This is a genomic window from Vibrio coralliirubri (assembly GCF_024347375.1).
Lineage (GTDB): Bacteria > Pseudomonadota > Gammaproteobacteria > Enterobacterales > Vibrionaceae > Vibrio > Vibrio coralliirubri.
Genome location: NZ_AP025471.1, coordinates 289331 through 304071, shown reverse-complemented (window position 1 = coordinate 304071; position 14741 = coordinate 289331). Strand labels below are relative to the sequence as shown.

Annotated in this window: 13 protein-coding genes; 9 read left to right on the top strand and 4 right to left on the bottom strand. The window is 44.4% G+C overall.

Going from position 1 to position 14741, the window contains the following annotated elements:
• Nucleotides 1-1086 (bottom strand): efflux RND transporter periplasmic adaptor subunit, encoded by a 1086-nt coding sequence (locus tag OCV20_RS17990; protein ID WP_238382734.1) that lies wholly within the window; start codon nt 1084-1086, stop codon nt 1-3.
• 149 nt (nt 1087-1235) lie between these two features.
• Nucleotides 1236-2648, bottom strand: coding sequence for a TolC family outer membrane protein (locus OCV20_RS17985; RefSeq protein WP_231718235.1), 1413 nt, complete (start codon nt 2646-2648; stop codon nt 1236-1238).
• Nucleotides 2649-2915: 267 nt separating this feature from the next.
• Here OCV20_RS17985 and OCV20_RS17980 point away from each other — a divergent pair, with 267 nt between their 5' ends.
• The 6 genes from OCV20_RS17980 (at nt 2916) to OCV20_RS17955 (ending at nt 7970) form a co-directional block, all read left to right on the top strand.
• The gene (locus OCV20_RS17980; protein WP_086774241.1) at nt 2916-3170 is read left to right on the top strand and encodes a cold shock domain-containing protein; all 255 of its coding nucleotides are present in this window, start codon (nt 2916-2918) and stop codon (nt 3168-3170) included.
• A complete protein-coding gene (locus tag OCV20_RS17975) occupies nt 3167-4540 on the top strand; it encodes a hypothetical protein (RefSeq protein ID WP_086774240.1) in 1374 nt (457 codons plus the stop codon). The genes OCV20_RS17980 and OCV20_RS17975 overlap by 4 nt, the downstream gene beginning before the upstream one ends.
• A 130-nt stretch (nt 4541-4670) precedes the next feature.
• On the top strand, nt 4671-5291 hold the full coding sequence (locus tag OCV20_RS17970) for a winged helix-turn-helix domain-containing protein (protein ID WP_261881481.1): 621 nt from the start codon (nt 4671-4673) through the stop codon (nt 5289-5291).
• Nucleotides 5267-5824: a hypothetical protein gene (locus OCV20_RS17965; RefSeq protein ID WP_048613474.1), complete on the top strand. Its 558-nt coding sequence runs from the start codon at nt 5267-5269 to the stop codon at nt 5822-5824. The genes OCV20_RS17970 and OCV20_RS17965 overlap by 25 nt, the downstream gene beginning before the upstream one ends.
• 136 nt (nt 5825-5960) lie before the next feature.
• A complete protein-coding gene (locus tag OCV20_RS17960) occupies nt 5961-6842 on the top strand; it encodes a LysR family transcriptional regulator (RefSeq protein WP_048608631.1) in 882 nt (293 codons plus the stop codon).
• A gap of 90 nt (nt 6843-6932) precedes the next feature.
• Nucleotides 6933-7970 (top strand): linear amide C-N hydrolase, encoded by a 1038-nt coding sequence (locus tag OCV20_RS17955; RefSeq protein WP_086774238.1) that lies wholly within the window; start codon nt 6933-6935, stop codon nt 7968-7970.
• Nucleotides 7971-8137: 167 nt separating this feature from the next.
• Here OCV20_RS17955 and OCV20_RS17950 read toward each other — a convergent pair whose 3' ends face one another.
• Nucleotides 8138-9028, bottom strand: coding sequence for a LysR family transcriptional regulator (locus OCV20_RS17950; protein WP_086774237.1), 891 nt, complete (start codon nt 9026-9028; stop codon nt 8138-8140).
• Between the two features lie 367 nt (nt 9029-9395).
• On the opposite strand from OCV20_RS17950, the gene OCV20_RS17945 reads away from it, so the two are divergent.
• From OCV20_RS17945 to OCV20_RS17935, 3 genes are all read left to right on the top strand, one after another.
• Entirely contained in the window at nt 9396-11303 is a 1908-nt protein-coding gene (locus OCV20_RS17945) for an amidohydrolase (RefSeq protein WP_086774236.1), read from the top strand.
• A gap of 865 nt (nt 11304-12168) precedes the next feature.
• Nucleotides 12169-12708: a hypothetical protein gene (locus tag OCV20_RS17940; RefSeq protein ID WP_238382733.1), complete on the top strand. Its 540-nt coding sequence runs from the start codon at nt 12169-12171 to the stop codon at nt 12706-12708.
• Nucleotides 12709-12739: 31 nt separating this feature from the next.
• Nucleotides 12740-13933, top strand: a complete 1194-nt coding sequence (locus OCV20_RS17935; protein ID WP_086774235.1) for a carbohydrate porin — start codon at nt 12740-12742, stop codon at nt 13931-13933.
• A 126-nt stretch (nt 13934-14059) separates the two neighbouring features.
• On the opposite strand, the gene OCV20_RS17930 is transcribed toward OCV20_RS17935, so the two are convergent.
• Entirely contained in the window at nt 14060-14734 is a 675-nt protein-coding gene (locus OCV20_RS17930) for a DUF1868 domain-containing protein (RefSeq protein ID WP_086774234.1), read from the bottom strand.
• Between the last annotated feature and the right edge of the window lie 7 nt (nt 14735-14741).

Genomic DNA, 14741 nt, shown 5'->3' with positions numbered 1-14741 from the left:
TTACTCCGCAACTGAAACAGGGGCACCAGGACGAATGCGTTGCAGCCCGCCAACAATCACTGGTTCACCGGCGTCCAAGCCATTTGCGACGAAAACATCTTGTCCAATTCGATCACCTACAACGACATCACGACGTACCGCATTACCTTCTTCGATAGTAAGTACATATTGAGTGAGCTGATCTTGATGGATCGCCTTATGAGGAATTTGCACGCCGCTTAATGGTTCTGCACTCGTCAGCCCAACACGAACAAATTGATTTGGCAGCAGACCCGCTTCGCTGTTATCAAAAGAGGCAGAAATCGTCACCGTACCGCTGGCTGCATTTACTTTGTTATCAACAAAAGCGATGTTGCCTTGGTAATCCGTCAATTGGCCATCACGCTCAAGCAATACAGATGTCGCTTGCTTGCCTTGAAGCTGATACTGACTCAGTTCGCTTTCTTTAATCGAGAAGGTCGCATCGATCGGATCCATCTTGATCAGGTCAATCAATGGGCCAAAGTTAGGTCCTACCATGTCACCGATAGAGAAGTTACTTTTCCCTAACTGACCTGAGTACGGTGCTTTAACTTGGGTTTGGTCTAAGTTGTCTTGCTGAACTCTTACGTTTGCTCGCGCAGACACCACTCGAGATCTCGCCATCTCTAGCTCAGCAATGCTCAAATCGAGCTGCGACTGTGAAATACCGCCCGACTTCAACATCTGAGTGGTTCTTTCATGGTTTAGCTGAGTCAAGCTCAGTGCCGATTGCGCTTCAGATAAGGTTGCTTTTGCCGCATCAAATGCCGCTTGGTATGACGTTGGGTCAATTTCAAAAAGCACAGCGCCCGCTTCGACAAAGGCACCGTCATCAAAGAGTTTATTTAACAAGAAACCACTGGTTCTTGGTGTCAATTGAGCAGATTCAACCGCCTCCATTCTTCCGACGTGGTATTGGATTGGCGAATGTGCCATTTCCTCTGCAAGCACCACAGTTACCGGTGTACTAGGCACTGGAGCAACGGTTTGCTCCATAGGTTGTGAATTACCACCACAGCCTGCAAGTAAGATACTTGCGGTTAATAACGTTATTGTTTTTTTCATCGTGTGTTCTCTACAAATACGTCGATACATTGAGTGACCGCATCCTGATTCAATCTAAGGTTTAATCTCAGGTGCCATCACATTTGATCTATTTTCTATTCGGCGCTTGCGCCATGATTTCGAGCGATCGCTTTAACCCGCTTTTTCGACTAGCGTTTCAATCCAGCGTTAATCGCACTGATGTCTTCAGGTAGAAGCTCGCCACCTAAGAACTTGAGCTGCAGTGACACCAAAATGAAATCAATTTGCGCTTCAGTCAGGTCTTGCTTCGCCGCATAAAGCTGACGAGTTCCGTTTAGCACATCGACAATCGTTCTGCTGCCAATTTCAAAACCTTGTTGAGTCGCAACAAGTGAGCGTTCGGCAGAATGAACAGCGTTGGCATAGGCTTGCTGAGCACTAATAAGGGCATTGAGGTCTTTTTCTGCACCGCGGATTTGACGCGTCACGCTTCTCCAAGATTGTTCTTGAAGCTGAAGGGCTTGTTGGTATTGAACCTTGGCTTGTTGTACTTCGTTGCTGGTTGCCCCGCCTCGGTAGACAGGCAAGGTCATTGCTACACCTGCAAACACGGTTGAGTTGTCATCAATGCTATTAAACTGTTGTTTTGACTGACCCATCTCGGTTCTACGAATCTCGCTCGCAAACGTATAACGGTACTCAGCAACCAAGCCTAACGACGGTTGATGCCCAGCTTGCGCCAGTTCAATCTGCTGCTTGCTTAGCTCAACCAGTTGTTTCTGAATTTGCATCTCAGGGTTGAATTGCTGCGCTTTTTCCTGCCATGTCAGTGCATTTTCTGGCGTTGGGATATTGGCGTCGTAACGGTCAGTATTCAGTGGATAAACCGACGTAAACTCATTGCCAGACAGCTCGTAAAGCGCGTCCAATGATTTCTCAACTTCGTTTTCAGCCACAATCACCGATGCAGAAACCAAATCGAACTGAGCGCGGGCATCAATCACGTCATTTTCCGGAATCATCCCCAATGAAAATTGACGTTCGGTTTGCTTAAGCTGCTCTTCGATCGCTTCTTGTGTCGCTTTGGTTTGCTTTAACGACTCTTGCGCTTTAAGGGCATTGAAATAACCCACCACGACTTGCAAAGCGAGGCTCTCTAACGCGACTTGGTGTGAGACTTGGCTGAGCTCAACCTGTTGATTACTTAGCTCATTTGCCGCGTTCAGTTTCGCGTTATAAAGATTTTGCCCAACAGAAATAGACGCCTGTGCCGCGTTGGTGTCTATCTCGTTGAGTGTGGTGTAGCTGTTACGAAGCACACCATACGCAAGGTTTGCATCAACCTGAGGTAAATACGCGGCACCTACTTTGTCTGCACCATAGGTCGCACTATCAATGGCTAGTGCTGCACTTTTTAACGCAGGGTTATTGTCGAGAGATTGCTGATACAGCTCACTTAAGCTGACACTTTCAGCCAAGGCTCCGTAGCTCGTTAATGCTCCGGCCACCAGCACAGCTAACGCCGAAATCTTCATAGAAGATCTCGGCGTTCTGCGATTAACGGCAACCGTACTTGGAAGCATTGAAGTTTGTTTTTTCATGGAATGACCCACCAACACATCAAATGGATGAGCGGACTTGCGCCCTTTTGAGTCAAGTTTTGCGATTTAGGGAGGTGAGCTGTAGCGCCGTCGGAATCAAACTTGTTCTAAGTCATGATTTACTGGCAAATACCGAGGGTTTTGTGTCGGGTTCCACATAGAAATTGGAATTAATTAATTACTTATTAAATAGATTTAAATCAAAATTAGTCATAGCACCCACTGATAGAATCACCTCATTATCTATTCACTAAGTTAATCTCGTAAATGTCCGATTTGATTTGCACTCGTGGCTACATCACTTGGTTTAACCTAGAAAACGGGTTTGGTTTTGCTAAACCTGATCACGGTGATATTGATGTACTCATTCACATCAGTGTCATTGAATTTGATGGTGAAATTAACTTAGAGGAAGGTCAGCGAGTTTATATGGAGCTTGAGGAAGTAAAAGGTAAGCCTCACTGGAATGCCGTCAAAGTGCTACCTCTGGCAAAACCATTCTCTGTATTAGAGTCACTATGATGAATACTCATCAACGAGGACGCCCGACGCTGTCGCCTGTTGTGAAGCTCGCTAAACACGTCGTAAAAGACTATCAAGATTACGTGAGCCTTAACCTTCGTTACCAAGCTCAGCTTCGTCAACTGTACCCAGAACACAATGCAGAACAGTTGGCTCTCATTAACGCCGACATCATCAGCGCCTCCGAGGAGTATAAGATTTGGAGCAGCATTGATAACCTGATGCTATCTGCGCAACGTCATTCTGATCCGACCCAGCGATGGCAAAGCATTCAAGAGAAAGTATTAGACAATGTGCAGCAACTTATTAGCCTGTACCAGCTTCGGATTAGATCGCTTCCGGCGCAGCCAAGGTCAATACTTGTGTGTGATTTCGCGGATCAGCTTTGGGTCCATGAGCAGGCTGTCACGCAAAAGGGAATCTCTCAAACAGTAATCTCGCAAACGTTAGTTTCGCAAACAGTGAACCCTTGGCTCGAAAGTACGTTAGTAAATGCGACGGTCTTTCAGCAAGATGATTGGTTCTATACCGTCACCGAAAACTTCAAATCAAGCATCAGAGAGCTCAACGGAGCTTTGTTGAATGGTTCAGAGAGTTTCAATCATTTCTGGAGTGACAACACTTCGTTTGTGCTTGAGCGCATCAAGCATCACCGAAAGGTCATTCGCTTACTGATGCTGCATATTATTGACAACAAAATTGATTCACTGCTACCAAGACAAGCACAAAGCAGCGCGGGCAGGCCGGCACTCCCCTTGCCTGTGCAATTAATGCGACAGGAGCAAGCGCTCCAAGATACGTACCTCGAATACAGACACGCGTGTCATGCACACAATCAACCAGCACTAGGTATCGAAACACTGGCCGCCAAGGCGCTCGAAAAAAACAGCAAAGCAACAACCCAAACAAAAGCCGGTAGAAAACCGATGAGCGAACTGCAAAAACTCGTCAATCAGAGCCTAGTATTAGAAGACCAGATACTGTGCCAAGAGCACCAACTTAAAGAGCGCACCATTGATTATTCAAAATTGAAGCCTAACCAAAGTAGCGTTATTGAAAGTGGCTCGGCAATAGGAAACCCCGTTAAGAGAGGACGCCCAACACTCTCACCACAAGACCAAATAGCTCGATTGAAAGTCAAACTCCACAACATAAATCAAGCCATTGAACAGTTGAAATCAAAAACTAAGCCAGCAGACACTGATACGATAGAGAGAAATATTTTGCAGTATCAAAGCCTTTGGCTGACCAATAAAATAGCGCACGCTGACCGCATATTGGCGAAACAAGAGAGTCCACTTGAGCTTGCTCGGCGTCGCAAGTGGGATCAAAAGTTACTGACGATACGATCCACCTTAAGTAAGATTTAGACTTAACCTTGAGTGAGCTACGATGAGTTTCTACCTATTAAATCAAAATCTGCTTTTTAACAGTCAAAGTGGAAAACTGTTAAACCTGGCGTCTTTGCAAGAGACGCAACTGCGTTCCAATGAGTGGAAATTGCTATCACTTTTCATTGAACATTCAGGTTCTGACCTCACATCAGCGTTTATTCTTGAGGCCATTTGGGAAAGTACGCGTGCAAAATCGAGTGTCGCCACCGCAGTAAAAAACTTGCGTGCACAGCTGGGAGATTCGAGCGAACAACCAAAGTTCATCCAAACTCAAGTGATGAAGGGCTACGCCTATATCGGAGAAACTCAAGCGCTCACTGAAGCAGAATATCAATCATTGATTACTCGCCACGCTTCGTTATGGTCAAAAGCAGCAAGCTGGGTTCAGCATAACAAAGCCTTTTTTATTCATAACCTTATCAGGTTCGCATGTGTTCTGTTTATCGGCTGGAACTTAGTCGGCTTATACCACAATGGCGCATTCAGCCGTCTAGTCACCGAGCCCACTATCGCGCCACCTATCCCGATGTTAATCCATCAAAACGCTGAGACGCCAAGTGATCACGATATTCAAATCTGCCAATCACTACTGATTGAAGCGCAGCAGAGCGCACTCTTCGATACTTTACCGTTACATCGTGAAAGCTCTGCACCAACACTGCCGAGATTGTTCTGGCGAGATCACAATAAGGAGGTGCTTGTATGTCATCTTTCACCACTAAAGTAATCACAAGCAGTTTCATTATTGTGGCGCTGATGTCTTACGTCATCAAAGACCTCTACGTTACTCATTACAGTCCAGAATCGGTGTTTTTGAATCAATATTGGTCTTATAAACACAGAGGATACCCAAGTCGATTTGGCTACTTGGCTCAGTTATGGGACATACGTGTCGTCGAGACGGAATCTGAGGTTCTCATGACCAAAGATAAGTCTTATCACGCCATGCACTTCAATTTTTTTGACCAAACAGGAACCGTGGCTCATGTGAAAGTGAAATTCGACACTGAGTGGCAACGCTTTGAAAACAATCACATACAGTTTGATGTCATTGCCGATTCAATTCGTTTGGAAGAAGTCTCAGAGAAAATTGACGAGGTTAAATTCAAGTCGTTCTCGAGAGATATGATCCTTCGTATGTTTTCAACACCGAGAAAAATCATCTCTGTATCGTCACACGAGATTATCACTGAATTGCCGTATATAGGATTGGTGAGACAGCTTAAAATCGAAACGCCGCATTTACTTGAAGCGCGTTAATCGAACTCGAAAAATAAACACCTAGTATTGATCACACTTTCATCTTATTACCGAAGATAAAATTTAGCGAATTCAGCATTAATGCAGGATAATTTCCATCATAAAGTCTGAGTTCACTTTCTATTGAGGTTTGAGCATGTTTTCCTATGAGCATCTATTGGCATTTTGCACCACGTACGAAGCATCCTCATACAGCGCTGCTGCCAAAAAGTTAGGCAAAGACCGCACCACAATACGAGACCAAGTAAAGGCCGTCGAAGACTTATATGGCGTTACGCTATTTGAAATCATCGGAAAGAAGGCAACACCGACTCAAGCGGCTGATCATATTTATCAACGCTCCAAGGTTGTGTTGAATAACACTGAGAAGCTCAGTACCTCATTAGAAAACATCTATATGGATGAGATGCTGACGCTCAATATCTATCACGACATTTCCTTGCCACTCAATTTGGCCGTCAAAATCGAGCACGCTTTACAACAAAAATGCCCAGAACTTCGTGTGCATTGGCTGCATCGTAATCGAGAGGAAGCCTTTGATAGCATTGAATCTGAAACAAACAGCATCGCACTGATGCAGCACAAAAACATGCAGCGCTTTAGTAAAAATATTGAGTTCTTCTCTTTGGGCTATGGCGAGTTAGGTATGTATGCAGGAAGAAGAAGTAAACTCCCTCACCTTAATGCGCTCTCTATTGAAGACTTAAAGTTAGACAAGCAATATGTGAGCGAAAACCATTTCAACACGCTACCAGAGCTCTATCTCATTTCCCCTCAATACCACCTAGTCAGCAATAACGACCTGTTATTAGAGTTAGTAAAACATGATGGTTGGGCGATCATGAGTACCGACCTAGCAGAGCCCTTAGTGCAGCGCGGCGAGTTAGAGACGCTCCATATACAGCAGATCGCAAACCAATTTCACTTTGGATTAACCTTATATTACCCAGTATCAATGGGTAACAAAGAACCACTACCGACCATTAAAGCGATCACTCAAGCACACTTCGCCCCATAATTTGATGGATTTTAACCCGCATACTTGAGTTTTTCGTTTCTAAATTCAATGCCATGATGATTGTGTCCCCAAATTACAAAGGTATTCATCATGAATAAGAAGATTCTATCTACCGCTATTATTGCTACCTTCTCTATGGGCGTTGTTACTGCCGCCGAAGCTTGCACCCGCTTACTTTGGGATACACAAGATCAAGGCACATTCGTTTCGCGTACTCTGGATTGGTCAGAACAAACGGATGTGCACCTCGTTAACATTCCAAAAGACAGCACTTACGTTACCCACTTAGATAACACTAACCAAGTGACCTCTAAATACGATGTCACTGGATTAACGACCTATGGCCAAATCACTGATGGTATGAACAACGCAGGGCTTAGTGGCAATGTTTTGTACGACCGAGGTATGAATACAGAAGAGTCAACTCAAGCTGACGATTTAGGCACGCTGACCTATCTAAAGCATGTTTTATCGCAGTTCAGTACCGTTGAAGAAGCCGTTCAATTCGTTGAAAAAACGCAGCCTGCTACTGAATTTGTACCTGGTGTTCCCGTTAGAATCGCACTGCACATTAGTCTTCAAGACACATCGGGTGATTCAGCGATTATAGAATTTAGAGCGGAAGGACCGCGAATCTGGCATGGCGCGGAATACACAGTGATGACCAACCAACCGGACTACGACCAGCACTTGGCAAACGTAGAGCGCTCTAAACGCGGTTGGGGCCCGCAAGAAGCCCAGTACTCACAAACCAACTTAGGCACAGGTGGCAACGCCAACCCAGAAGACAGATTTGTACACTCAAGCTACTACATGGGACACCTTACCGAGCCTACCAGCGTAATCAATGGCATGGTCAAGCTAAACTCGATTACTTACAAGATCCCACATGATGCGCCAAACGCGCCCATTGATGGTGTGATGGCTGGTTATGCGACAGAATACGCGGTTAACTATCACCTACAATCAGGTGAAACATTACTTCGCTACCAGTGGGGAGATGACTTCACTCAGCTTCAATACAATATACGAGATATCCAAGAATCTGGGAAAGCGATCAACTTCCAGTTAATCCAGCCAGGTTTGATTGGAGATGTGACTGAGACGATCATTAAATCTGCAAGCTAATCAAACTAAGCAAGCGTAAACCTGGGACAAAGGCCACTTGGCCTTTGTCCTATTCATAGTCAACACTCCGCTTCAACCAGAGTGCATCTACCGCACTCTCACTCTCACTCTCACTCTCACTCTCAATTTATATTAAGTACCTTTCAAAACGATACTAAAGGGTGGGTCTACAAATTCTTAGTTGCGTAACCTTTCAGTACTTCAACCAAACCTTTATACACACTGGTATTTTCAAAACTCGTTGGATAGAAGAATGAGAGCCCGAACTTCGCGCTGTGTGAAAGCAGCTCATTGAACTCAATTCGGCGTAGCTTTTTCTCATTCACCGCTTCGGTCGCTAAGCTTTTTGGAAGTAACGCCCAGCCATTCACTTTCACTAACTCCAGTAACATATCGTTATTACTAACGGTGCGAAAATACGGTGATACGCCCAACCACTCTGGCATGGTTTTGCTTTGGTTTTCACTGATGTACTGCGTTTCTAATTGCAGATCTTCAAGTCGAATCTCACTGATTTTGAACAGAGGACTATCAACCCGTGCGTAGGCAGCAATATCACCGTCACCAAGTTTGATGGCGCTGATGGGGTATTCCGACATGTTTTCCATTCGGTGCTGCATGATCGCAACTTTGTTGTGCGCTTGTGTCACATCAACCAAGATCTCATCTCGATTTCGATGCAGCCAATTGAGCACCATGTCCGGGTGAGCCTTCAAAACATGCTGTTCTATCTCCACCACTAAATCGTTGGGCATCAGAGTATCGTGATAGAAATCTAAACGGGTCAGCTCTTGTTGATAAGCATTCATCATTCTTAGATGCAATCGCTCACTGTTTTGCACCAGTAATTTTGATTGCTTATAAATAGAACGTGCAAAGCTGGTAGGTACCGCCTTTTTTCCTTCAATAGTAAATAAAATGGTTCGATAGCTGTCTTCTAGCGCTTTCACTTGTTCTCGAATGGTCGTTCTATCTTTACCAATAGCTCTCGCAGCCTTGCTATAGCTCTGTTCGTCATACGTCGCACAGAATGAGTTTAAGTGTTCATAAGAAAACATCCCTACCACCTTAGATAATTAATGTTTGGTTTTACCCATCATTATGCGTTATTAGAAACGTAATAACACTGCTAAATTAGCAACAAATGTGAGGCGAAGAGAGTTTTCACTCTGTATTTGAACGATAAAATTCGCTTCTCTATGTATTGGCAGTAAGCCCAGAAGTTAGCTATACACACTTATTTGAACAGAGTTACGCATTGCTAATTATGGGTTTACCGCCTCTCTTTTCTTATCACTTATCCGTGAATACAAAGAAAGAACTGACTTTCTAAGCGCTCACAGGAAGATTGATTTTCCAAAGCGCGATGGTCGACTTAATCCTCTCATAGAACAAGGCCGTTAGTTGAGAGCAATAGGATCCATTATGAAAAAGCTACTTCTCTCAACGGTTATTGCTGGCCTAGTCGCCACACCTGCTTTCGCCGAAACCTCTACTAGCCCTATCACGCTCTATGTATCGAACGACATCATTACTCTTTCAGATCAAGATCATAGCAACGTAAACGCTATCGCAGTCCAAGACGGTAAAATCCTCGACCTTGGCGATCAAAAAACGCTCACCACTAAGTACCAATCTAAAGATGGTTTTACGATTGATAAATCATTTGAAGATCGCGTTCTTACACCGGGCTTTGTTGAACCTCACGTTCACCTTTGGCTGATGGCGTTATTGATCGGCACAGACTTTATTACTCCTGCTGATTGGGATTTACCGTGGGGTAACGTTGAAGGCGTAATAGGCCATGATAACTACTTAGCCCGTTTAACAGAGTTAGAAAGTGGACTGGCTGAAGGCGAACCATTGGTAAGCTGGGGCTACCATCACTACTTCCACGGCAATGAAATGAGCCGCGAGTTGCTGAATAACATCTCTGAAGATCGACCAATTATCATTTGGCATCGCAGCTTCCACGAATTGTTCTTCAACGATGCAGCGATGGAGATGCTAGGTTGGTCTGAAAAAGACTGGACTGGTGAAGGCCATGCATATACTCAGTTGGACTGGGAACGAGGCCATGCTTATGAAGCTGGCGGCAAACTCATTCTCAATGATGTAATGAGCTTCTGGGTAAATAGCGGCATTTTTGCAACGGGGATGGAGCGAACCAAAGATTACATCCACTCTGGTGGTATCACTACCGCGATTGACCCAGGTGTTGTTGCAACACCAGAGATGTTCGAACAAGTAGTCGACATTCTTGAAGACGGTAACTTCCCAATGGATTACTGGTTAATGCCAGCCGGTAACTTTACCTACATGATGGCAGAAAACGACCCAGCTAAAGGTAAAGCGATTGCCGAAGGTTTGACTCAACACCCGTCTTATCAAGGTGAACAGATCAAATGGCTACCAAAATTCGTTAAGTTGTTCTCAGACGGCGCAATGTATAGCCAATTAATGCAACTCAAAGATGGTTACACCGATGGTCACTCAGGTGAATGGTTACAACAACCTGAAGATCTTGAAGCAAGTATGCGTCCTTACTGGGAAGACGACTACACGATTGTTATCCATGCCAATGGTGATCTAGGCTTTGAGACTGCCCTGAACATTGTCGACAAGCTCAACAAAGAGAAAGGCAGAGACGATCACAGAACCAGCTTCCATCACCTAGGTATTACCGATAAAGACGACATCCCTAAAGCCGTTGAACTTGGCGCAAACTTTAGTGTAAACCCTTACTACACACATATTCTGGCTGAGCTTTACTCTGAACAAGGTATCGGTCAAGAGCGTGCAGAAGTGATGGCGCGTGGACGTTCATTCATCGATGCGGGTGGTATTTTATCATTGCACTCAGATTCACCAATGGCACCAGCGCAACCACTAGGGTTAGTTTGGGCTGCTGTAAACAGAATCGGTCTGTCTGGCAAAACGGTAATGGGACCTCAAGAGCGCATTACGGTTGATGAAGCAATGCGCGCAATCACGATTGATGCAGCATACACAGCACGTCTAGAAAATGAAGTTGGTACCATTGATATCGGTAAAACCGCTAACTTTACGGTACTCGACGACAACCCATACACGGTAAAACCTGAAGACATCAACAAGATAAAAGTTGAAGCAACGATTTACCAAGGTATCCCTGCTCCTGTAAAAAACAGTAACTCTGGTTTAGCCATGACTGAGCAAAATATGAAAGTTGTGAATGTAATCAACAGATACCACAACGCTCACGGTCATCACCACCATCATGATCATGACCACGATGTGTGTGCGACAAGCTTGTACTTCCAACATGCTCTTACGGCGATTCAACAGCAATAACGTAAGCGCAATAACGATGAACATTGCTCTAAGCTGAGCTTAAGCTTCATTGTTCTCAAAAAGTGATAGTGTGACCTCGGCGTCCGCTATCACTTTTTCTTTTTATGGTACATGTTTACCGATTCCGCGATACAGACAGCCCTTATTCAAATGGCGCTATACAAAACTATCTAAGCCAATCCGACACGCTCCCGAACCTTCAACCCACTACCTCACTGATTTCCACATCACAACCAAATATCCCAACACTTCACAGATCATCGAGAACGTTCGCCGTTTGGTGGCGCAACCTATTAGCCAGAACATAGCTCAACAAGTGCAGCTTTCTAAATACTGGCTCTGGCGAATTGAACTCATTACATGAACAAGTGTGTTCGTCACACTTGGCACTTGGCACTTGGCACTTGGCACTTGGCACTTGGCAGGAAAAAATAAAGCGCCCGCAACTCCTCATCAACAGTAACACCTTATTAAATCCTCGCAGAACCAAAGACTTTTGCATCACAGATAATTCGCAAGATACGTAGATCATTAGTCACCTTCCCTCTATGTCCGGTCGAGTACACACCTCCTCATTTTAACTGGCTAACCTCTTTGCGTGTCATCTCATCTTGCCTCATGAGAGCCACAAAAATCTGATTTAATTACGCTATTTTCCACCGTAACTGCACCATTCTCCATCCACCAATATTCTCTTTTGTTCTCCTTTAATGACACCGGTATTGAAACGTCTATCAAGCAGATGAAATACAATGAAAAACCATTAAATACAACAACTTAATTAAAACATAAAAACTTCAAAATTAGTTTTATCATCACCAAAATCGATAACATGACCCGGTCAATTACAACTCAGGTCAATACTATGTCTACCATTTGGGAATTAGATATGGGTTATCTAGAGTCACTTGGCAAGGAGCTACGCGGATACATTAAGGATGATGAAGTGACGGTATTACCCCAGCTTAGAACGCAATATCTTGCCGAGCTAAATGCAGTTATTGAAAAGATGATTTCGTCTTCAGCGAAAACAGATCAAATGGAGGCATTGGTAAAGGTTTGCCAGCATATTGCGACAACGGTCAACACCTCTCGCTATCACCGACTTAGCCAATGTATCGAGCGTATTCACTCACTCGTCAACAAGTTGCGCCACCAGCAGAACGCGGACTCTCAGCCTCTTAACGCTGATGCATTGTTCTTACTCGCGCAAAACCATGGCATTGCGATCTCAAGACACGACCTCAACGACGGTAAAGCAAGTTCGGTGTCTTTCGCTTACCAGCAAGGTTATCTGTCCATTTCCGAAGCGTTTGATGCTTTGAGTGCACTGTTTAAACATCAACGCCATTCACGAGCGGCCAACATGGTGAACAGTCCTGCTTATCTATCTCAATGCGCCTAGCCAGATTACGTTCTAACAATAAGATTTAATTATGAAATATTTATCATTACCCTTTTGTTTAGCTCCACTCTTTTTATCGTCTTTAGCTAATGCAAGCCAGCCATACTCAGATACATTAACCGGTGATTGGGGAGGTGAACGCAGTCGCATTAAAGACAGCGGACTCTCGCTCGATGCTGAATACACCAACGTTTACCAATCGGCAGTTTCTGGCTCACCATCAAATTCAAATGAATTCACGCACCGTTTTGATTTATTGGCTGGGCTTGATACTGAAAATGCTGGCCTATGGAATAACGGCACCTTTCGCACCCAGTTGATCTATCTAAACGGTGATGCCAACGACTTTGGCTTCTCCAGTTTGTCAGTACCTAATTCAGCCCATTACTCAGACAGCAGCAGCCCTTTCTTTTCATCCTTGTATTACACACACAAGTCTGATGACAACACCAACCTCCTTGTTGGCAAGATCGACGCGTTTGAGCTACTACGAAATGCACCATTTTACGGTGGTGCAACTCGTCATGGATTCATGAACATTGCCTTCTCTGCTCCACCAAGTGGCGTGACTCCCCCATCATTTATTGGCGGCATCCTGAACCACACCATCGGCGATACGCGAATCACAGCGATGATTTATGATCCAAGAGATCGATACGATGACAATTTAGGGTTCAATGATTGGTTTGATGATGGCGTGAACTTCTCATTAGGTGCAACTCACTCATTCAAACTGTTCGATAGAAGTTCTACGTTTGGTATGTCTGGTACATACAGCACTGAAGAAGGAGTGGATTACTCGTCTTTGGGTGAGACCGCTAAATATAAGTACAACATTCGTGCTCAAGCGACACACAATATCTACGAGAACAATGACGATACTATCGCAGTCTATCTAAGAGCAGCAGCGGCAGACGGTAATCCAAATATCATAGATGGAACGTTTGTTGGCGGCCTTGGAGGCAACGCTTTCTTCTTCGACAGACCTCAAGATCAATGGGGCGCGGGCTACTATTACTACAACTTGTCTAATGCGTTACAAAACAGCATTAGCGATTTGCCACTCGGAGCAGAATTAAAAGACGAGCAAGGTTTTGAGATCTACTACGCGTTCCAAGCGACGCCATGGTTAACCTTTACCGCGGATGCGCAATACGTTACACCCGCAGTCAGCACTCAAAGCAAAGTCGCGTTGTTTGGCCTAAGAACGAATATCGTTTTCTAGCTATGTAGGAGATCGCGCACTAGCCGCTATTTTTCCTAACGCACTCAATAAAAAAGCTCATGTGCAGTATCAACGGCGCATGAGCTCGAATCAGATAAAGATCTTAGTGATTATTTATACCTAAAACTACGATAGTTTGATGACAGGAGTAAATTTGAACATGTCTTGGAAAGTACAAAACTCTACAGGACCATGAATCAAAGAGCCAAACGATTGAGCGATACGCTCACCAATGCGCTTCGCAGTCTGTTGTAATTCAATTTTATCTTGCTCTTCCAACTCTATAACGCGATAGCTCAGCGTAATATGAAAGTGATAGTCATCGAAATCAGGCATATTGATACCTGTGGCTGCTTTTAACGCTTCACGACACTGCTTAAGTGCTTGAGTAGACTGCTCGTTAGCTGGTTTAATACGAATAGCAGTACCGCCAATAGGGCAATTGTAAACGTAGTCGAACATCATTTCAAAACCACCTTGAGCGCCTATCTGGCTTGCTTCTGTCGCAAACAAGTCGGTAGTTGCCGATAGTTCAGCGTCTAGGTTGAGTTTCGTCGTCCATTTATGAGCTTCACGAATTTGATCACAAACCCCTTCAAATACCGTCATGTGCATACTTGAAATAGGCAAAAATGAAAATTTATTACCACAATTCATCGACTTAAGTTGGTCTTGCGCCCAACGTAACTCGTCAATCAAAGGGAGCGATTGATCTAAATGACAGATAAACGTGTTACCTGGAAATGTTCTAACACTTCCATCTTCATGGAATTTAACACCTACACTTGGTGCATACTTCATAATAATT